Origin of the sequence: Bradyrhizobium sp. WSM2254 (assembly GCF_000472645.1) — a bacterium.
Classification (GTDB): domain Bacteria; phylum Pseudomonadota; class Alphaproteobacteria; order Rhizobiales; family Xanthobacteraceae; genus Bradyrhizobium; species Bradyrhizobium niftali.
This window is the reverse complement of sequence record NZ_AXAB01000027.1, coordinates 95,728-115,148: the sequence shown is the minus strand read 5'-3', so window position 1 is coordinate 115,148 and position 19,421 is coordinate 95,728. Positions and strand designations below refer to the sequence as shown.

The 19,421-nt window shown below is 64.9% G+C and carries 17 protein-coding genes; 14 read left to right on the top strand and 3 right to left on the bottom strand.

The window, feature by feature from the left end; translation table 11 throughout:
- Positions 1 to 8 precede the first annotated feature (8 nt).
- The 6 genes from A3M7_RS0120765 (at position 9) to A3M7_RS0120740 (ending at position 6,124) form a co-directional block, all read left to right on the top strand.
- Complete coding sequence (locus tag A3M7_RS0120765; RefSeq protein WP_027545621.1) at positions 9 to 1,145, top strand: FAD-binding oxidoreductase; 1,137 nt, start codon at positions 9 to 11, stop codon at positions 1,143 to 1,145.
- 27 nt (positions 1,146 to 1,172) lie between these two features.
- On the top strand, positions 1,173 to 1,469 hold the full coding sequence (locus tag A3M7_RS0120760; protein WP_027545620.1) for a (2Fe-2S)-binding protein: 297 nt from the start codon (positions 1,173 to 1,175) through the stop codon (positions 1,467 to 1,469).
- Positions 1,466 to 2,884 carry a (2Fe-2S)-binding protein gene (locus A3M7_RS0120755; RefSeq protein WP_027545619.1) on the top strand — a complete coding sequence of 473 codons (1,419 nt, stop codon included), beginning with the start codon at positions 1,466 to 1,468 and terminating at the stop codon, positions 2,882 to 2,884. The genes A3M7_RS0120760 and A3M7_RS0120755 overlap by 4 nt, the downstream gene beginning before the upstream one ends.
- A complete protein-coding gene (locus A3M7_RS0120750) occupies positions 2,881 to 4,002 on the top strand; it encodes an FAD-binding oxidoreductase (RefSeq protein WP_027545618.1) in 1,122 nt (373 codons plus the stop codon). The genes A3M7_RS0120755 and A3M7_RS0120750 overlap by 4 nt, the downstream gene beginning before the upstream one ends.
- 15 nt (positions 4,003 to 4,017) lie before the next feature.
- Positions 4,018 to 4,365, top strand: coding sequence for a RidA family protein (locus A3M7_RS0120745; protein WP_027545617.1), 348 nt, complete (start codon positions 4,018 to 4,020; stop codon positions 4,363 to 4,365).
- A 163-nt stretch (positions 4,366 to 4,528) separates the two neighbouring features.
- Entirely contained in the window at positions 4,529 to 6,124 is a 1,596-nt protein-coding gene (locus A3M7_RS0120740; protein ID WP_027545616.1) for an ABC-F family ATP-binding cassette domain-containing protein, read from the top strand.
- A gap of 242 nt (positions 6,125 to 6,366) precedes the next feature.
- Here A3M7_RS0120740 and A3M7_RS0120735 read toward each other — a convergent pair whose 3' ends face one another.
- Positions 6,367 to 7,695 carry a dicarboxylate/amino acid:cation symporter gene (locus A3M7_RS0120735; RefSeq protein WP_027545615.1) on the bottom strand — a complete coding sequence of 443 codons (1,329 nt, stop codon included), beginning with the start codon at positions 7,693 to 7,695 and terminating at the stop codon, positions 6,367 to 6,369.
- Between the two features lie 125 nt (positions 7,696 to 7,820).
- Between A3M7_RS0120735 and A3M7_RS0120730 the strand changes: the two genes are divergently transcribed.
- Both A3M7_RS0120730 and A3M7_RS0120725 read left to right on the top strand, forming a co-directional pair.
- A complete protein-coding gene (locus tag A3M7_RS0120730) occupies positions 7,821 to 9,152 on the top strand; it encodes a solute carrier family 23 protein (RefSeq protein WP_027545614.1) in 1,332 nt (443 codons plus the stop codon).
- Between the two features lie 73 nt (positions 9,153 to 9,225).
- Positions 9,226 to 10,062, top strand: a complete 837-nt coding sequence (locus tag A3M7_RS0120725) for an SDR family oxidoreductase (RefSeq protein ID WP_027545613.1) — start codon at positions 9,226 to 9,228, stop codon at positions 10,060 to 10,062.
- A gap of 52 nt (positions 10,063 to 10,114) precedes the next feature.
- Here the strand turns inward: A3M7_RS0120725 and A3M7_RS0120720 are convergent, their stop codons facing one another.
- Entirely contained in the window at positions 10,115 to 10,375 is a 261-nt protein-coding gene (locus A3M7_RS0120720; protein ID WP_027545612.1) for a DUF1488 domain-containing protein, read from the bottom strand.
- A gap of 489 nt (positions 10,376 to 10,864) precedes the next feature.
- Positions 10,865 to 11,101 (bottom strand): hypothetical protein, encoded by a 237-nt coding sequence (locus tag A3M7_RS48740; protein ID WP_027545611.1) that lies wholly within the window; start codon positions 11,099 to 11,101, stop codon positions 10,865 to 10,867.
- 5 nt (positions 11,102 to 11,106) lie between these two features.
- Between A3M7_RS48740 and A3M7_RS0120705 the strand changes: the two genes are divergently transcribed.
- From A3M7_RS0120705 to A3M7_RS0120675, 6 genes are all read left to right on the top strand, one after another.
- Positions 11,107 to 11,901: a sensor histidine kinase gene (locus tag A3M7_RS0120705; RefSeq protein WP_027545610.1), complete on the top strand. Its 795-nt coding sequence runs from the start codon at positions 11,107 to 11,109 to the stop codon at positions 11,899 to 11,901.
- 45 nt (positions 11,902 to 11,946) lie between these two features.
- Positions 11,947 to 12,351, top strand: a complete 405-nt coding sequence (locus tag A3M7_RS0120700; RefSeq protein WP_027545609.1) for a hypothetical protein — start codon at positions 11,947 to 11,949, stop codon at positions 12,349 to 12,351.
- A gap of 145 nt (positions 12,352 to 12,496) precedes the next feature.
- Positions 12,497 to 13,318 (top strand): NAD-dependent protein deacetylase, encoded by an 822-nt coding sequence (locus A3M7_RS0120695; RefSeq protein ID WP_027545608.1) that lies wholly within the window; start codon positions 12,497 to 12,499, stop codon positions 13,316 to 13,318.
- Positions 13,319 to 13,459: 141 nt separating this feature from the next.
- Entirely contained in the window at positions 13,460 to 15,544 is a 2,085-nt protein-coding gene (locus tag A3M7_RS0120690; protein WP_027545607.1) for a hydantoinase/oxoprolinase family protein, read from the top strand.
- A gap of 2 nt (positions 15,545 to 15,546) precedes the next feature.
- A complete protein-coding gene (locus A3M7_RS0120685; protein ID WP_027545606.1) occupies positions 15,547 to 17,205 on the top strand; it encodes a hydantoinase B/oxoprolinase family protein in 1,659 nt (552 codons plus the stop codon).
- Positions 17,206 to 17,667: 462 nt separating this feature from the next.
- On the top strand, positions 17,668 to 19,383 hold the full coding sequence (locus A3M7_RS0120675; RefSeq protein ID WP_027545605.1) for a PQQ-binding-like beta-propeller repeat protein: 1,716 nt from the start codon (positions 17,668 to 17,670) through the stop codon (positions 19,381 to 19,383).
- The last annotated feature ends 38 nt before the right edge of the window (positions 19,384 to 19,421 follow it).

Here is a 19,421-nt window from a genome sequence, read left to right as displayed (position 1 = left end):
GAGAACTCATGTCAGGAGAATACGACGTCGCCGTCGTCGGCGGCGGGTTGCTCGGCTCCGCCATTGCCTGGGGCCTCGGCCGGCTCGGCAAGAAGGTTGCCGTGCTCGACGAAGGCGACATCACCAAGCGCGCCTCGCGCGCCAATTTTGCGCTGGTCTGGGTGCAGAGCAAGGGCCTGGGCATGCCGGCCTATACGGTGTGGACCGTGCAGGCGTCGCAGGCATGGGGCCGGCTTGCCTCCGAGCTGAAGCAACAGACCGGCCTCGATGTCTCGCTTCAACAAAATGGCGGCTTCCATCTCACTCTCGGCGAGGATGAGTTCAGCCAGCGCACCGAGCTGGTCAAGCGCATGCACAACCAGGTCGGCGCCGCCGACTACAAGATGGAGATGCTGCCGGCGTCCGAAGTGAAGAAGGCGCTGCCGCTGATCGGGCCGGAAGTTTCCGGCGGCAGCTATTGTCCGCTCGACGGCCACGTCAATTCGCTGCGCACGTTCCGCGCCTTCCACACCGGCTTCAAGGCGTTCGGCATCGATTATCTTCCGGAGCAACCGGTTTCGGCGATCAGCAAGAGTGGCGGCGAATTCCGCCTGACCACGCCGAAGGGCGAGCTGCGTGCCGCCAAGGTCGTGCTGGCCGCGGGCAATGCCAACCAGACGCTGGCGCCGATGGTCGGTCTCTACGCGCCGATGGGCCCGACCCGCGGCCAGATCGTGGTGACCGAGCGCACCATGCCGTTCCTGCCGCATCCGCTGACCACGATCCGCCAGACCGACGAGGGGACGGTGATGATCGGCGACAGCAAGGAGGAGGAGCTGGACGATCGCACGCTGAAGCATTCGATCAGCGCGGTGATGACGGACCGCGCGCAGCGCATGTTCCCGCATCTGTCGCGGCTCAACGTTATCAGAAGCTGGGCCGGCATCCGCGTCATGCCGCAGGACGGCTTTCCGATCTACGACCAGTCGGAGACCCATCCCGGCGCCTTCGTCGCCTGCTGCCATTCCGGCGTGACGCTCGCCTCCAACCACGCCTTCGAGATCGCGCGGATGGTCGCGCAGGGCGCGCTCGAGCCGGAGCTGGTCGGCGCGTTCTCCGCGAGCCGTTTTGGCGGCGCTGGCGCAGCCAACAATAGCGGCTACTAGAGATATCAAGGAGCCAAGAGGCATCCCATGTTTAGACGATCCGAACAGGACAAACGCCCGCAAGTGCAGATCTTCGTCGACGGCGTTGCTGTCGCCGCGCGTCAGGGCGATACCGTCTCCGCTGCGTTGCTGGCCTCCGACCAGGATGCACGGCGTTCCACTGCGGTGAGCGGCGCACCACGTCTTCCTTACTGCATGATGGGCGTGTGCTTCGACTGCCTCGTCACCATCGACGGCGTCGGCAACCGGCAGGGCTGCCTCGTGCCCGTCGCCGAGGGCATGCAGATCGAGATCCAGAAGGGCAAGCGGGAGATCGGAAGATGACTGTGGCTCCCAAGCGCGAAGATTACGATGTGGTGGTGATTGGCGCCGGGCCTGCCGGCCTCGCCGCCGCTGCGACATCCGCCGAAGCCGGCCTGTCCACGCTTCTGCTCGACGAGAATATCGGCCCCGGCGGCCAGGTGTTTCGCGCCATCGCTTCGACGCCGGTGACCGAGCGCAGCCAGCTCGGTGACGACTACTGGGTCGGCGCCGATCTCGTGCAGTCGCTGCGTGCGAGCAATGCCGAAGTCATCCAGCGTGCCACGGTCTGGAGCCTCGATCGCAACCTCGACATCGCCGTCTCCATCGGCGGCGCCTCGGCCTTCGTCAAGGCGAAGCGCGTGATCCTGGCGACCGGCGCGCTGGAGCGGCCGTTTCCGATTCCGGGCTGGACGCTGCCGGGCGTGATGACCGCCGGCGCTGCGCAGACCATGCTGAAATCATCGGCGCTGGTGCCCGATGGTCGCACGGTGATTGCGGGGCAGGGGCCGCTGCTCTGGCTGCTTGCCGCGCAGATTTTGCGGCTTGGCGGCCGCATCGACCGCATCCTCGACACCACCGAGCGCGGCAATTATTTCGCCGCGCTCCCCCATGCCTTCGCCTTCCTGACCTCGCCCTATTTCGCCAAGGGCCTGTCGATGATGCGTGAGGTGAAGGCGAAGGTGCAGGTCGTCTCCGGCGTCACCGAGCTCTCCGCGTCGGGTGACGGCCAGCTTGCGAATGTGAGCTATGTCGCCGGCGGCAAGCGCGAGACGCTTCCCGCCGATCTCCTGCTGCTGCATCAGGGCGTCGTGCCCAACGTCAATCTGGCGATGGCGGCCGGTGTCGAGCATCGCTGGGACGAGCTGCAATTGTGCTGGTCGCCGGTGCTCGATGCGAACGGTTCATCGTCGGTCGCGGGCATCGCGATCGCCGGCGACGGCGCCGGCATCGGCGGTGCCAACGCCGCCGTGGTCCGCGGCCGCATTGCGGCGCGCGCGGCGGTGGAGGCGTTGGTGCCCGCGGCTGCCGCGAAGCTCCCGGCAATGGCGACGCTCCGCGCCGATCTTGCCAAGGCCGAGCGCGGCCGCGTCTTCCTCGACACGCTGTTCCGCCCGGCGCCGCAGTTCCGCATTCCCTCAGGCGACACCATCGTCTGTCGCTGCGAAGAGGTGACGGCAAAGGACGTTCTCGACTCCGTCGCGATCGGCGCGACCGGGCCGAACCAGCTCAAGGCCTATCGCCGCACCGGCATGGGCCCGTGCCAGGGCCGGCTCTGCGGCCTCACCGTCACCGAGCTAATGGCGCAGGCGCGCGGAAAGACCCCGCAGGAGATCGGCTATTACCGGCTGCGCGCGCCGGTGAAGCCGATCACGCTCGCTGAGCTTGCCGCGGTCCCGAAGAGCGAAGACGACGTCAAGGCGGTGGTGCGCGGATGACTGAAAACGTGGATGCGATCGTCGTCGGCGGCGGCATCCACGGATGCTCGACCGCGCTGCATCTCTGCCTCGCCGGCCTGAAGCCGGTGCTGATCGAGAAGGACTATGCCGGCCGGCATGCTTCCGGCGTCAATGCCGGCGGCGTGCGCCAGCTTGCGCGGCACGTCCCCGAAATCCCGCTCTCGATCCGCTCGATGGGGATATGGGAGAAGATCACCGATCTCCTCGACGATGATTGCAGTTTCGAGAGCCACGGCCAGGTGCTGGTCGCGGAAAACGAGGACGAGCTTGCGGTCTGCCGCGCGCGCGTCGCCGAACTCAATGCGCTCGGCTTCACCCATGAGGAGCTGATCGACGCCACCGAGCTGCGGCGGCTGGTGCCTGCGGTGGCCGACAGCTGTCCCGGCGGCGTTGTCTCGCGCCGCGACGGGGCGGCCAATCCGGCGCAAACGACGACCGCGTTCCGGCGCAAGGCCGAACAGCTCGGCGCGACCGTGCGCGAGGGCGTGGCGGCCAGCAACATCCGCTACAGCGACGGCCTCTGGTATGTCGATGTGGGCTCCGACACCTATGCCGCGCCGGTGCTGGTCAACGCTGCCGGCGCCTGGGCCGGGACAATCGCGGCTGCGCTCGGCGAGCCGGTGCCGGTCGAAACCGTGGCGCCGATGCTGATGATCACCTCGCGCGTGCCGCACTTCATCGATCCCGTCGTGATCCTGCGTGGCCGAAAGCTCTCCTTCAAGCAATTCAAGAACGGCACCGTGCTGATCGGCGGCGGGCATCTGGCAACGCCCTATCAGGATCGCAACGAGACGGTGCTGGACTGGAAGAGCCTTGCGATCAGCGCGCGCACGGTGTTCGAGCTGTTTCCGGTGATGCGCAGCGCGACGATCGTCCGTGCCTGGGCCGGCATCGAGGCGAAGATGAAGGACGACATCCCCGTGTTCGGGCCGAGTTCGCGGCACAAGGGCCTCTACCACCAGTTCGGCTTCTCGCTGCACGGCTTTCAGCTCGGCCCCGGTGCCGGCGCCGTGATGGCGGAGCTGATCGTCAACGGCGGCACCCAGACCCGCATCGGCGATCTCGGCATCGACCGCTTCCACCCTTCCACGCTCTAGCAACAAGAGGACATCATGAGCATCACCCGCAGCATCCGCACGCCCATCATGCACCGCGCCGTCGAGGCCAACGGCTTCGTCTTCCTCGGCGGCACCATTGCCGACGACACATCGGTCTCGATGGGCGATCAGACCCGCAACATCCTGGGCAAGATCGCCGGCTATCTGAAGGAGGCCGGCACCGACAAGAGCCGCGTCGTCAGCGCCTCAATCTTCGTCACCGATCTCTCCAAGAAGAAGGAGATGGACGCGGCCTGGACCGAGTTCTTTGGCGACAACCTGCCGACCCGTGCCACCGTCGGCGTTGCCGATCTCGGCGGCAGCGCGCTGATCGAAGTCGTGGTCACCGCGCTCAAGGGCTGACGGCATCGGCCGATGGGGCACGCCAGCGCGCGACGCGCTGTCGTCCCGTTGGCTTGATCTTGCGCGTCTGCCGGACTAGTTAGAGGCATCTCAATCAGGAACTTCGCAGCCATGGATTTTACCCCGACCGCAACGCCGATCCGCCTTGCTCACGGGGAATTCCATGCCTGCTTCCATTGTCCTGTCGAACCTGTCGCTGTCCACGCCTGACGGCCGTTCTCTTTTTTCCAATGTCGATCTGACATTCGCGTCCGAGCGAGCCGGTCTCGTCGGCCGCAACGGCGTCGGGAAAACCACGCTGCTGGCCTCGATCTGCCGGGAACATGTTCCCCAGTCCGGGCGCATTCTGACCAACGGAACCGTCGGCCTGCTGCGCCAGGAAGTTCAGCTGCTCGCGGGTGCCACCGTGGCCGATCTGTTCGGCGTGCGGGAAGCGCTGGCGCTGCTTCGCCGTGCGGAGCGGGGCGATGCCTCCGCCGACGACATCGCCGCGATCGACTGGACCCTCGAAGCGCGGCTCGCGTCCGCGCTGGCGCGCGTCGGGTTCGATCTTGCGCCTGATACGGAGCTGTCCTGCCTGTCCGGCGGCCAGACGACGCGGGTTCGTCTTGCCGCGCTGGTGTTCGCCGAGCCGGACTTCCTGCTGCTGGATGAGCCCACCAACAATCTCGACCAGGACGGACGCAAGGCCGTGATCAATCTCCTCGCCGCCTGGCGCGGCGGCGCGATCGTCGTCAGCCACGACCGGGGCCTGCTCGAAACGATGGACGCGATCGTGGAGTTGACGTCGCTCGGAGCAACGCGATACGGCGGCAATTGGAGCCGGTATCGCGAGCAGAAGGCCGTCGAGCTCGCTGCCGTCAGGCACGACCTTGCGCATGCCGAGAGGCGGCTGTCCGAGATCGACGGCAAGGCGCAGGACGCCGTGGAGAGGAAGGCGCGCAAGGACAGCGGCGGCAGGAAGAAGCGTGCCAAGGGCGACATGCCGCGCATCCTGGCCGGCGCACGCAAGGATCGCAGCGAGGACACCGGGGGAAAGACCGCGCAAGTCGCCGAGCGGCGGCGCGCTGAGGCGCTCGAAGCCGTCGACACGGCGCGCCGGCGCATCGAGATTCTCCAGCCGCTGTCCGTGAAATTGCCGCCGACAAACCTGCCGGCGGGCAGGGAGGTGGTTTGGCTCGATCGGGTCAGCGCCGGCTATCATCCGGAGCGCGCAATCCTGCGGGATCTGTCGTTCACGATCGTCGGGCCGGAGCGCGTTGCGGTGGTCGGACCAAATGGTTCAGGCAAGACAACGCTGCTGAAACTCATTGCCGGCGAGATGTGCCCCCTTGTGGGCACCGTGAAGGTCAGGCCCGACTTCGCGCTGTTCGACCAGAAGGTCAGCCTGCTCGATCCCGCGATCTCGATCCTGGACAATTTCAGGCGTCGCAATCCAAAGGCGGGCACGAATGAGTGCCATGCCGCTCTCGCGCGCTTCATGTTTCGCGCCGACGCTGCCTTGCAGATCGTCGGGAGCCTGAGCGGCGGACAGCTGCTTCGTGCCGGCCTTGCCTGCGTGTTCGGCGGGACGACGCCGCCCTCACTGCTGATCCTGGACGAGCCGACCAACCATCTGGACATCGCGTCCATCGAAACCGTCGAAGCAGGCTTGCGGGCCTATGACGGCGCGTTGCTCGTCGTCAGCCATGACGATGCATTCTTGCAGGCGATAGGGATTACGCGGCGGCTCGATCTTGGCGGTGACCTTGCGGGCTGAGGCCGACCGTTCGGGCCTGCGGAATGATAATGCCGATCCCGGCCACCGGCGCCGCACCATCCTGGCGCGTCGCCCCTCGCAGTGATTATCAAAAGCCCGACGCCCTGCCCCCAGCGCGTCGGGCGGAAACATTGACTATCAATCGGTGATCCCAACGCCATTGTTGTGGCGCGTATCTCGCCAATTATCCACTCCGGGAAACTACCGCGTCGGAACCTGGGCCTGCCGTCGATCTGTGTCGCTTACCCGCTGCCACCCGGTTCCAGCGCCTCGCCGATCTCCAGCGGATGGGCCATGGTCTCGTGCAGCGCGTCGCGGTCGAGCTCGCCTTCGGAGATGCTGATGACGACGCAGGCGACGCCGTTGCCGATCAGATTGGTCAGCGCGCGGCACTCGCTCATGAACTTGTCGATGCCGACCAGGATCGCGATCGACTGGATCGGGATGTCTGGCACGATCGAGAGTGTCGCGGCGAGCGTGATGAAACCGGCGCCGGTCACGCCCGAGGCGCCCTTCGAGGTGATCATGGCGATGCCGAGGATGCCGAGCTCCTGCCAGATCGTCAGATGCGTGTTGGTCGCCTGCGCCAGAAACAGCGTCGCCAGCGTCATGTAGATGTTGGTGCCGTCGAGGTTGAAGCTGTAGCCGGTCGGGATGACGAGGCCGACCACCGAGCGGGAGGCGCCCAGATGCTCCATCTTCTGGATCATCTGCGGCAGCACGGTCTCCGACGACGACGTGCCGAGCACGATCAGCAGCTCGTCCTTGATATAGGCGATGAAACGCAGGATCGAGAAGCCGGCGAGCCTTGCGATCGCGCCCAGCACGATCAGCACGAACAGGATGCTGGTGAGGTAGAACGTGCCGATCAGGGCTGCGAGGTTGAGCAGCGAGCCGAGGCCATATGCGCCGACGGTGAAGGCCATCGCGCCGAACGCGCCGATGGGCGCGACGCGCACGATGATGCGGATGATGCCGAAGAACATCTTCGCGGCCTTGTCGATCGCCTCCGCGATAGGCTCGCCGGCCTTGCCGAGGAAAGCGATGGCGAAGCCCGACAGGATCGAGATCAGCAGCACTTGGAGTAAATCGCCGCGTGCGATGGCGCCCACATAGCTGTCGGGGATGATCGCCATCAGATGGGCGACGATGCCTTCCTCCTTGGCCTTGGTGACGTAGGTCGCGACCGATTTCGGGTCGATCGTGGCGGGATCGATGTTGAAGCCGTGTCCGGGCTGGAGCACCTCGCCGACCAGGAGGCCGACCGCGAGCGCGACGGTCGAGACCGTCTCGAAATAGATCAGCGACTTCAGCCCGACCCGGCCGACGCGCTTGAGATCGCCCATCGAGGAGATGCCGTGCACCACGGTGCAGAAGATCACCGGTGCGATCATCATCTTGATCAGCGCGATGAAGCCGTCGCCGAGTGGCTTCAATTCCTTGCCGAAATCGGGATAGAAATAGCCGATGAGTACCCCGAGCGCGATCGCGATCAGAACCTGGATGTAGAGGATCTTGTACCAGGGCTGGTGCCGGCGACGGATGGCTGGCTGGATCGCGATCTGTGTCATAATGTAGACCCCGGAACGTACTGATCTCGCATGATTTGCATCATGTGATGGCCGCCGCGGGAGCAACAATCACATTTTTGTCGGATCGCACGAAGATCGATCGCTGCACTGCAATTGGGGGGAACATGTCGACTGCAACAGGCTCCGACGGGCAGGCGCAGGGCCGTTCACAAGGCTATTTTCCGCGCTGGACGTTGAAGACCTCCGGCGTGATCATGCCCGAGGAGCGGTTGCCCTGGGGCCAGACGATCGTCGCGGGTCTGCAGCACGGCGTCGCGATGTCGGGCGGCACGATCATCGCGCCTCTTTTGATGGGGTTCGATCCCAATGTTGCGCTGCTGTTCTCCGGCATCGGCACGCTGATCTTCTTCGCGGTCGTGGCGGGGCGCGTGCCGAGCTATCTCGGCTCGAGCTTCGCCTTCATTGCCGTCGTCATCGCCGCCACCGGCTATGCCGGGCATGGACCGAACCCGAATCTTCCGGTTGCGCTCGGCGGCATCATCGGGGCCGGCGTACTCTACGGCGTGATCGCGCTGATCGTGATGTGGTCGGGAGTCGACTGGGTCGAGCGCCTGATGCCGCCGGTCGTCACCGGCGCCGTGGTCGCGGCCATCGGCCTCAATCTCGCGCCGGTCGCCGTCAAGTCGGTGAGTGCTGGTACGTTCGACACCTGGATCGGGCTTGTGACCGTCCTCGTCATCGGTGTGGTCGGCGTTGCGGCGCCGGGGCTGTGGCGCCGGCTGCCGATCATCCTCGGTGCGATCGGCGGATATCTGTTGTACTGGCTGCTTGCCAACGGCTTCGGTCTCGGCAAGCCGATCGACTTCACCCAGCTCGCGGCCGCGCCGTGGATCGGCTTGCCGGGTTTCACCACGCCGACTTTCCAGGTCGATGCGATCGTCCTGATCGCGCCGGTCGCGCTCATCCTCGTCGCCGAGAATCTCGGACACGTCAAGGCCATCGGCGCGATGACGGGGCGGAGCCTCGACGGCTTTCTCGGCCGCGCCTTCCTTGGTGACAGCCTTGCCACGATCGCTTCAGCCTGCGGCGGAGGCACCGGCGTCACCACCTATGCCGAGAATATCGGCGTCATGGCGGCGACGAAGGTCTATTCGACGCTGCTGTTCGCTGTCGCCGCCCTGGTGTCGATCCTGCTCGGCTTCTCGCCGAAATTCGGCGCGCTCATCCTGTCGATCCCGGGTCCCGTCATCGGCGGTCTCTCGATCGTGCTGTTCGGGTTGATCGCCGCGATGGCTGGGCGGATCTGGGTCGAGAACAAGGTCGACTTCGCCAATCCTGCGAACTTGATCACCGTGGCCGTGGCGCTGACGGCGGGCGCTGGCGACCTCACGCTCAAATTCGGCGCGTTCACGATCGGCGGGATCGGAACCGCGACCTTCGGCGCCATCATCCTCTATCAGATCCTCACCTCTTCCCTTGCGCAACACGCGGAATGAATCCCAGGGCTGCGCTGCTGGGATGGAACAAAACGTCGCCTCCGTCGATGATGAGGCACTCCGGAGAAAGCTCATGCCACAGACCGACCGCTCGATCCCGTTTCCCTCGCGCCTCGTTGGCCAATACGCGCTGGTGACCGGCGCCTCGCAAGGCATCGGCCGTGCCGTCGCCATCCGGCTCGCCCAGGAAGGCGCGACCGTCGCCATCAACTATTTCGATCACCCTCAGAAGGCCGAAGAGACGCTCGCGCTGGCGCGGACGGCATCGGCCGATCGCGGCCACGGCAGGCTCGATCATGTCGTCGTCAAGGCTGACGTCGGCAACGAGCAGGACATCGCCGCGATGTTCGAGACCATCCTGGCGCGCTGGAAGCGCCTCGACTGTCTCGTCAACAATGCCGGCTTCCAGCGGGAATCGCCGAGCGATGCGCTCGACGTGGAAACCTATCGCCGCATCATCGACGTCAATCTCAACGGCGCCGTGCTCTGCGCGCAGAAGGCGCTGGCGCATTTCGTCGCGCGCGGCGGAGGCGGCAGCATCATCAATTGCTCCAGCGTCCACCAGATCATTCCGAAGCCCTTCTATCTCGCTTATTCGATCAGCAAGGGCGGCATGGCCAACCTGACGCGCACGCTCGCGCTCGAATTTGCCGGGCAAGGCATTCGCGTCAATGCGGTCGGTCCCGGCGCGATCGACACGCCGATCAACGCGGCCTGGACCGGCGATCCGGAAAAGCGCGGCGTCGTCACCAGCCACATTCCACTCGGGCGCGTCGGAACGCCGGAGGAGATCGCCGCCGTGTTCGCCTTCCTCGCCTCGGACGATGCGAGCTACATCACCGGGCAGACGATCTATGCTTGCGGTGGCTTGACGCTGTTCCCGGAATTCCGCGAGAACTGGGCAAGCTAGAAACGTAGGTTCACGGGCGAAATCACGAACTCATCACCCCGTGCCGACCGCTTCAGAAATCTGCTGCGAGCAAATCGTAGGAGCCTCTGCTGCCGCGGACGTACTTCCTGGCCGCGGTGGCACATATCAAGTCGCGATTGCAATCGAACGCGTTCAGGAATCCCGATTCGGTGGCATTGGCGCTCGGTTGAATCTGCTTCAACGCGCCTTCATCGATGAAGAACGAGGCCTCGATGGCGCTGTCGTGTCCCCAGAACCGCACGGCACGCCGTGTCCGGTCATATGAGCGACTGTGATTTGGAAAATCAATCATGGTTCGGGCCGATCAGGTTGCAGGTGCCGTGCGCCTTCACGCCGTTTGAGCCGGGGGCACGCTGGGTGGCCGACGCTCGGCTTGCGTACGTCAGGAACACGGACGTTTCGTCGAGATCTGACAAGAGCGAGCCGGTTGCGCCTCTTTCAAATGATGCTTTGACGACAGGGTTACAATCCGGTTCGGGGCCGATCGCGACAAATAGTTCTTCTCGAGCCTCGCTATTCGGCGAAAGGTGACTATATCCCGGTTATCACCGCCCGCCCCTCGGCCGTTATCGGTGACTGAGAGCATTGCGCTCCCGCCGCGACCAAGAGGCGGTCAATATGTCGGATTCCCCCGGATTCATCCTTCGCGAGTGGCTCGTACCTCCGGTCTTGCTGCCCATCTTCTTCGTGCTGGTGATCGCCGCTTCGATGTTGATTCAATGGTAGTCGGTTTCGGCGCGCCGTCGCCGTCGGATCAGGCAAGCACCTCATCGGATTCAATTCAGCCGTCGTTGGCTTGCGAGCTGAACTCCAGGGCGATCGACGCCTTGCGTCGCGCTCGCGAATTGCCGTCAGGAAACAAGCGCACGGCGGCAATGCGCAGGGCGGCGATTCTTGGAAATGCCGCCGAAATCCACGCATATTTCTCGGCAACGAAGGCGCCGAAGCAAGATCGCGACGCCGCTGAAATCCCGCCTTCGTGACGAAACGTTCCACTGAAATCAGGTTCGGCAGCCAACCCTCGTGATACAGTCGCCAACGCTCGAGATCGATCTCCGCACGGGCCAGCATCCCGGCGACAGAGAATCGCATGAGGATGCTCTGGCGGCAGAGAATGTCAGCCTGCGGCTTCTCCTTGCCCAGGCCGAGATCAACGCGAGGGGTCTGCTCGCCAGGGCGGGCATCGATGCAAGGGAGCGAGAGACCTCCGACAAGCTGCAGAATCTGATCCTTGAAGAGCTGCACCACCGCATCAAGAACACGCTCGCGATCGTTGCCGCCATCGTCTCCCAGAGCCTGCGCAACCTGCAAGGTGTGGAACACGCACAGCAGGCCGTCGAGGGTCGGCTATTGGCACTCGGCCGCGCGCACGATGTCCTTGTGCGGGCGAGCTGGTCGAGTGCCGACCTCGGGGCGGTCGTCCGCAGCGCCATCGAAGCTTTCGACGATCCCGCCGAATCGAAGTTCTCGATTTCGGGACCCGATATCCGGATCAATTCGGGTGCCGTGATCGCCGTCGCGATGACGCTCAATGAGCTTTGCACGAACGCCACGAAGTATGGTGCCTTTTCGGCTCCAAAGGGGTGCGTCGATCTCCACTGGACGATCGACCCGCAGACGCAGCGCTTGCGCCTGACCTGGATCGAGAAGAATGGTCCGTTGATCCATTCACCCGCAAAGCGCAGCTTCGGAACGCGATTGATCGAGACGCTGGGTCGCCAGCTCCAGGGCGACGTGCAACTGACCTATGAGGAGAGGGGCTTCGCATACACGTTCGAGGCTCCATTGGCTTCTCTGAGTGTCCCGACGCCGGCCTAGCCGGCGGGTCGAAATGCGCGAAGCGTTTCAACGAAAGGAGGCGGCATGTTCAAATTTCTGCAGTATCGTGCAAGAGCGGCCGCATACGGCGAACTGGCCAGGAGCTCGTCCGGCAAGGATGACACCCGCAAATTCGAGAAGTTGCAGGACAGCCTTGCATCGCGCGCGGATAACGAGCAGGTCCTCGCGGACCAATACGTGGACGCAGTCAACGCCGGGGAGACGGAGCGACTGCGCGGCGCAGCCCTCGCGGCGGAGGAAGAGCGTGTTTTGCGGTGTCTCGGCGCGGCCGTCATCATGCAATGGAATTCTCTGCCGACGACGCTTCAGCGGGAGATCTTCGACACCGCCGGATCGGTCGGAACATTGTTGGACACGGCGGCGCTCCGTGGGCAGATCGCCCGGTTTCTTCACAAGCATCGGCATGACACCGATCCCAGCAAGATCTGACGGGTGATGTGTTCGGGCGGGACAAGCTGGTGCGCGAGCATTCGCCGCCGGCATTTCTCCGGCACGGATCAACCCATCGCCGGCTTCGAGCCGCCCGTCCGGGAGTGATCTGGCAAAATGTCGCGGCACGGACTACATCTGCGCCATGTCAAATGCTCCGCTGGCAAATCGACCGCTCCAGGATTTCGTCGCCCGGCACGAACGTCTGTTCGTGCTGACCGGCGCCGGCTGCAGCACCAATTCCGGCATTCCCGACTATCGCGACAGCCATGGCAACTGGAAGCGGACCCAGCCGGTCAATTTCCAGGCCTTCATGTCGGAGGAGCACACGCGCCGGCGCTATTGGGCGCGCAGCCTGATCGGCTGGCGGCGGTTCGGCCAGGCGAGGCCGAACGATGCGCATCATGCGCTGGCCCGGCTCGAGGCGAACGGGCGCTGCGGGATGCTGCTGACCCAGAATGTCGACCGGTTGCATCAGTCCGCCGGCCACCGGCAGGTGATCGACCTGCATGGCCGGCTCGATCTGGTCCGCTGCATGGGCTGCGGGACGAAGACGCCGCGCAACGAATTCCAGGATACGCTTGGCCGCGCCAATGCAGAGTGGCTCGCGCTCGATGCTGCGGATGCGCCCGACGGCGATGCCGATCTGGAGCACGCGGATTTTTCCTCGTTCAAGGTGCCCGCCTGCGACGCATGCGGCGGCATCCTCAAGCCCGACGTCGTGTTCTTCGGCGAGAACGTGCCGCGCGAAATCGTCGCCACCGCACAGGACCATCTGTCGCAGGCTGACGCGATGCTGATCGTGGGCTCCTCGCTGATGGTCTATTCCGGTTTCCGCTTCGTGCAGGCTGCCGCGCAGCGGCAGATCCCGATCGCAGCGGTCAATCTCGGGCGCACCCGCGCCGACGATCTCCTGACGCTCAAGGTCGAGGAGCGCTGCGAAGCGGCGCTTGCATTCCTGCTCTGATCTCCTGCGAGGCGAACACGCCTTGCCTATTGCATGGGTGCCAAGCAGAATGGCCGGGCGCTGCGTTGCCGGCATGCCCGATGGCACGGAAATTGCTGCGTTTTTGTCCCCAGTCTTGACGATCAGCACGGAGAATTTGGAATGCTTGAGGGAGCCGAGGTGCGGCTTGCCGTTGATATCGGTGGCACGTTCACCGACATCGTGCTGGACGTGGGGCAGGACCGCAAGACGCGCAAGGTGCTGACGACGCCGCAGCGGCCCGAGGAGGCGGTGCTGGATGGCATGCGTCTCATTCTTACTGACGCGCGTGCGCATATGAGCGACATCGACGTCTTCATTCACGGCACGACGCTCGCGACCAATGCGATCATCGAGCGCCGCGGCGCCAAGACGGCGCTGATTGCGACCGAGGGCTTTCGCGACGTGCTCGATATCGGCACCGAGAGCCGCTACGACCAGTACGATCTCGCCATCGACAAGCCGACGCCGCTGGCGCCGCGCAGCCTGCGCTTCACCGTACCCGAGCGCATCGACGCGCACGGCGCCATCCGCCTCCCGCTCGATGAAGCGTCGGTGCGCGCGCTCGCGCCAAAATTGCGCGAGTTGAGGGTCGAAAGCGTTGCGATCGCTTTCCTGCACTCCTACGCCAATCCCGAGCACGAGCGCCGCGCGGCCGCGATCCTCAGCGAGGAGATGCCCGGAATTTCCGTGACGGTGTCATCGGCCGTGTGTCCGGAAATCCGTGAATATGAGCGCACGTCCACCGCGGTCGCGAACGCCTATGTGCAACCGCTGATCGACGGTTATCTCGCCCGCATGGCCGATGCCCTGCAGGTCGAGCAGTTCCGCGGTGCCATCTATCTCGTCACGTCCGGCGGCGGCGTCACCTCGATCGAGACAGCGCGGCGCTTTCCCGTGCGCCTCGTCGAGTCCGGTCCTGCCGGCGGTGCGATCTTCGCGGCGCAGATCGCGGCGCGTCTCGGCGAGAGCAAGGTGCTCTCCTTCGACATGGGCGGCACCACCGCAAAAATCTGCCTGATCGAGAAATACCAGCCCGAGACTTCGCGTGTGTTCGAGGTCGATCGCGCGGCGCGCTTCCTGAAAGGCTCCGGCTTGCCGGTGCGCATTCCCGTGATCGAGATGGTCGAGATCGGCGCCGGCGGCGGCTCGATCGCGCATGTCGACGCGATGAAGCGCGTCACCGTCGGCCCCGAGAGCGCGTCGTCCGAGCCCGGCCCGGCCTGCTATGGCCGCGGCGGCCAACGTCCGGCCGTGACCGATGCGGACGTTGCGCTCGGCATGATCGATCCCGACGCCTTCGCGGGTGGCACGATCAAGCTCGACCCCGAACTCTCGAAGCAGGCGCTGCTGCGCAGCGTCGGCGAGCCGCTGGGCCTGTCGGCGGAAACCGCGGCCTATGCCGTGCACGAGGTCGTCTGCGAGAACATGGCGAGTGCGGCACGCGTGCATGCGGTCGAACGCGGCGCCGTGGTCGGCCAGCATACGCTGATCGCGTTCGGCGGTGCCGCGCCGCTGCATGCGGCGCGCGTCGCCGAGAAGATCGGCGTCTCCCGGGTGATCGTGCCGTCGAATGCCGGCGTCGGCTCGGCGGTCGGATTTCTGGCCGCTCCCATCGCCTATGAGCTGGTGCGCAGCCGTCACGTCCGGCTTGACGATTTCGACACCGGCGCGGTTTCCGACCTCTTGCAGGAGATGGCGACCGAGGCGCGTGCGCTGGTCGAGCCCGGTGCTGCCGGTGCCCCGGTGCGCGAACGCCGCGCGGCCTTCATGCGCTATGTCGGTCAGGGCCACGAGATCAGCGTCGAGCTGCCGAACCGGCCGCTGACGTCAGCCGATCTCGCCGGTCTGCGCCAGAAGTTCGAGGCTGATTATTCCGCGATGTTCGAGCGCCCGATCCCGGGTGCCGCGATCGAGGTCCTGAGCTGGTCGGTGCTCGCCACCACCGAGCCGCGCAATCCGTCCGTCGTCGCGGCCGTTGCACGCATGCCCGCCGGCAAGGCGTCCGGCAGCCGGAAATTCTTCGACGGCCGGGCCGGAGAGGTGATCGAGATTCCACTCTATCGCCGCGAGGACATGGCGCCGGGGGCGACGATCGCCGGTCCCGCCGTGATCGCGGAGGATGAGACCTCGACTTTCGTCTCCACCAGTTTTGACGCCCATATCGACGGTGCGGGCAGCATCGTCATGGAACGGAAGGCAGCCTGATCATGAGCAAGGCAAATGGCGCGAGCCTGATCGACCTTCAGATCATGTGGCACCGGCTGATCGCCGTGGTCGAGGAGCAGGCGCAGGTGCTGCTCCGCACCGCGTTCAGCCCGATCGTGCGCGAATGCGGCGATCTCTCGGCCGGCGTGTTCGACCTCAAGGGGCGGATGCTGGCGCAGGCGGTGACGGGTACGCCCGGTCACGTCAATTCGATGGCGGAATCGGTCAAGCACTTCATCGACCACTTCCCGATCGAGACGATGAAGCAGGGCGACGCCTACATCACCAACGATCCCTGGATGGGCACCGGCCACCTCAACGACTTCGTCGTCACCACGCCCTGCTTCAAGGACGGCAAGCCGGTCGCGCTGTTCTCCTGCACCAGCCATCTCATGGACATCGGCGGCATCGGCTTCGGGCCTGATGCCACCGACGTGTTCATGGAGGGGCTCTACATCCCCATGCTGAAGCTGATCGACCAGGGCGTCGTCAACGAGACGCTGATGGCGATGATCCGCACCAACACGCGGCTGCCGATCGACACCGAGGGCGACACCTATTCGCTCGCCGGCTGCAACGACGTCGGCTGCGAGCGCCTGGTCGAGATGATGACCGAGTTCGGCATCGACACGCTGGACGAGCTCGGCGACTACATCTGCGAACGTTCGCGCGAGGCCGTGCTGGCCGAGATCGCCAAGCTGCCGAAGGGCAGCTGGCGCAACAGCATGGTCGTTGACGGCTACGATGCGCCGGTGACGCTGGCCGCGACGCTGACGATCTCGGATGCGGGCATTCACGTCGATTTCGACGGCACTTCGGCCGCCTCGAAGTTCGGCATCAACGTGCCCTTGTCCTATACCACGGCCTACACCGTGTTTGGCCTCGGCTGTGTCGTCGCCTCGCAGATCCCGAACAATGCCGGCTCGCTGTCGCCGCTGACGGTGTCGGCACCTGCCGGCGCGATCCTCAATGCGCCGAAGCCCGCGCCGGTCGCCTCGCGCCACATCATCGGCCAGATGCTGCCCGACGTGGTGTTCGGCTGCCTGCGCCAGATCATTCCCGAGCGCGTGCCGGCGGAAGGCACCTCGTGCCTGTGGAATCTCAACGTGCGCGGACAGACGCGAAGTGGCGTCGGCGGCAATTACGGGTTCTCGATGGCGGTCACCAGCAACGGCGGTACCGGCGCGCGCTTCGGCAAGGACGGCCTGTCGGCCACCGCCTATCCCAGCGGCGTGCGCGGCACGCCGGTCGAGATCGCGGAAACACAGACGCCGCTGATCTTCTGGCGCAAGGAGCTGCGCCCGGATTCCGGCGGGGCAGGGCGCACCCGCGGCGGCCTCGGCCAGATCATCGAGGTCGGCAGCGGCGTCGATGCGCCGTTCGACATTCTGGCGGCGTTCGACCGCATCGATCATCCGCCGCGTGGCCGCGACGGCGGCCGGAACGGCGAGGCCGGCTATGTCGGTCTCAAATCCGGCAAGAAGCTGCGTGGCAAGGGCTTTCAGCAGGTGCCGCCGGACGACCGGCTGGTGGTGCTGACGCCCGGCGGCGCCGGCATCGGCGATCCGACCGAGCGGGCACGCTCGGCCGTCAATGACGACATCGAAAGCGGCCTCGTGTCGGCGGACAACGCGGTTGCAGTTTATGGGTACACGCGGTGACGCGTCAGGCGTCGTGCGTGGACATCGCGCGCGTCACGCTGCCCTATCTGATGATCATGATCGGCTTCGTGCTGCTGCTGACGTTGTGGCCCGGGATCGTCACGATCCTGCCGCGGGTGCTGTACGGATAGAGTTCGCGCCGCCCGGGCCTTGACGATTTGTCGATTGGGACGAAACGGTAAGTGCCACTGCCGTTTCAATTTTCCTCGTGCGTCAAGTTCACGCCGTGGGTGCATTCCGTCTTTGCACTGCCCATGATCCGGCGTACTCTGTGACTGCGAGCAGAAGTGCAATAGCAACCACTCCAGTGAACGTAGCTCCTTTGGCGACATGCGCCGGGAGAGGGGGACATCTGTTGGCAGCTCATCTTCGATGGAAAACAATCGACGCGCACTGAACTGCAAACATCCCTCGCGGCGGCGCTCATAAGACGCAATCACACAGAAGCGGGAGGAAGTGCATATGAGGACGCAGTGGCTTAGCTCGGGTTTACCTGTTCTTGTCGGCGCGACACTTGCGGCGTCGGCGGCGTTTGCTCAATCGGTGGATACGGCCCGGATCGAGGCCGCCGGTCAGAACGATTGGCTCACCTATCACGGCTCATACAAGTCGCATCACTACAGCCCGCTCGCGCAGATCAATGCCAACACCATCGGCAATCTGGGCGTAGCCTGGATGCACATTCCCGGACGATCGACGCGCGGCCTGCAGTCGATGCCGCTCGTGGCCGATGGCGTGCTCTATTACTCGGGTTCTTACAGCCGGGTCTTTGCGCTGAACGGCGCGACGGGCGAGGTCATCTGGTCGTTCTTTCCGGAGCTCGATGAGGCGCTCATCAGCCGGCAGACCCACTCGCCCTACAATCGCGGCGTAGCCCTCGGTGAAGGCAAGGTCTTCGTCGGCACGATGGACGGTCGTGTCTTCGGGCTGGATTCGAAGACGGGAAAGGTCCTCTGGGAGACCAGGCTGATCGATTCGCAGAAGCTCACGGTCGGTTTCACCGGCGCGCCGCTTTACGCGAAAGGGAGCGTGATCATCGGCTCGCAAGGTGGCGAATGGCCGGGCCGCGGCCCGATCTTCGCGCTTGATGCCACCACCGGAAAGAAGAAGTGGGAGTTCCTGACGGTCGCAGGCACCGACGAGGCCATGAAAACCTGGGGCAACGATTCCTGGCGGACTGGTGGCGGTGGCGGCTGGATGCCGGGGACCTACGACTCCGAGACCAACACCATCCTGTGGGGCACCGCGAACCCGGCGCCGCTCTATGATTGGTCGGGCGCCGACTACAAGACGCAAGGCGCGCGTCCCGGCGACAATCTCTATACGAGTTCGGTCATCGCTCTCGATATCGATACCGGAAAGCTGAAATCCTACCATCAGGAACTGCCGCACGACGCCTGGGACTTCGACAGCGCCGTCGGCGAGTTCGTGATGCTCGAACGCGACGGCCAGAAATATGTGGTTCATCCGAACAAGGGCGGCTTCGTCTTCGTCTACGACCGCAATCTCGGTGTGAAGAACGTCTGGCGGCTGGTTGAGAACATCAACTTCGTCAAGGATATCGATCCCAAGACCGGCGCGCTGATCGGTCGACGCGATTTCGCGGCCGGGAAAGTCGCTGAACCGCTGTGTCCGTTCATCGGCGGCGGCGTCAGCTGGAATGCCGGCTCATACAGCCCGAAGACCGGTCTCTACTACAAGATCGGCCAGGAATGGTGCATGACGCTGGAAGTCCAGAAGACGACGCCGGTCACCGCGCCGCAGGTCCAGCTCAACATCGGCGCCGACTTCAAGATGGCGCCTCCTCCGGGCGGCGAGATCTACGGACATCTCGATGCGCGCGATCCGATAACGGGAGCGAAGAAATGGGAGGTCCGCTATCCCGAGCCGCCGCTTGGGAGCGTACTGTCGACCGCGGGCAATCTCGTATTCGTGCCCGACTCCCGCGGCGTCCTTCACGCCTACGATGCCGAAACCGGCGCTGAGCTGTGGAAACACAACAATGGCACCGGCCATCAAGGCGGCATCGTCAGCTACTCCGTCGGGGGCAAGCAATACATCGCAGTGGTCGCAGGCTTCGGCGGGATGCTGGCGGATGAGTATGCGCCAAACTTCGGCGGCGCCTACAAGAGCATGCCGCGTGACGACGGCGCGCTCATCGTCTTCAGCCTGAAATAGTCTGCCGCAAACGTTCGGTCATGGAGCGGGGCGCAAGC

Excerpts from the sequence above, each read along its gene's own strand:
- A3M7_RS0120700 (WP_027545609.1), top strand. The coding sequence starts at position 11,947 with ATGTTCAAATTTCTGCAGTATCGTGCAAGAGCGGCCGCATACGGCGAA.
- A3M7_RS0120760 (WP_027545620.1), top strand. The coding sequence starts at position 1,173 with ATGTTTAGACGATCCGAACAGGACAAACGCCCGCAAGTGCAGATCTTC.
- A3M7_RS0120735 (WP_027545615.1), bottom strand. The coding sequence starts at position 7,695 with ATGACACAGATCGCGATCCAGCCAGCCATCCGTCGCCGGCACCAGCCC.
- A3M7_RS0120675 (WP_027545605.1), top strand. The coding sequence starts at position 17,668 with ATGAGGACGCAGTGGCTTAGCTCGGGTTTACCTGTTCTTGTCGGCGCG.
- A3M7_RS0120695 (WP_027545608.1), top strand. The coding sequence starts at position 12,497 with ATGTCAAATGCTCCGCTGGCAAATCGACCGCTCCAGGATTTCGTCGCC.
- A3M7_RS0120745 (WP_027545617.1), top strand. The coding sequence starts at position 4,018 with ATGAGCATCACCCGCAGCATCCGCACGCCCATCATGCACCGCGCCGTC.
- A3M7_RS0120765 (WP_027545621.1), top strand. The coding sequence starts at position 9 with ATGTCAGGAGAATACGACGTCGCCGTCGTCGGCGGCGGGTTGCTCGGC.
- A3M7_RS0120730 (WP_027545614.1), top strand. The coding sequence starts at position 7,821 with ATGTCGACTGCAACAGGCTCCGACGGGCAGGCGCAGGGCCGTTCACAA.
- A3M7_RS0120740 (WP_027545616.1), top strand. The coding sequence starts at position 4,529 with ATGCCTGCTTCCATTGTCCTGTCGAACCTGTCGCTGTCCACGCCTGAC.
- A3M7_RS0120690 (WP_027545607.1), top strand. The coding sequence starts at position 13,460 with ATGCTTGAGGGAGCCGAGGTGCGGCTTGCCGTTGATATCGGTGGCACG.
- A3M7_RS0120750 (WP_027545618.1), top strand. The coding sequence starts at position 2,881 with ATGACTGAAAACGTGGATGCGATCGTCGTCGGCGGCGGCATCCACGGA.
- A3M7_RS0120755 (WP_027545619.1), top strand. The coding sequence starts at position 1,466 with ATGACTGTGGCTCCCAAGCGCGAAGATTACGATGTGGTGGTGATTGGC.
- A3M7_RS0120685 (WP_027545606.1), top strand. The coding sequence starts at position 15,547 with ATGAGCAAGGCAAATGGCGCGAGCCTGATCGACCTTCAGATCATGTGG.
- A3M7_RS0120725 (WP_027545613.1), top strand. The coding sequence starts at position 9,226 with ATGCCACAGACCGACCGCTCGATCCCGTTTCCCTCGCGCCTCGTTGGC.
- A3M7_RS0120720 (WP_027545612.1), bottom strand. The coding sequence starts at position 10,375 with ATGATTGATTTTCCAAATCACAGTCGCTCATATGACCGGACACGGCGT.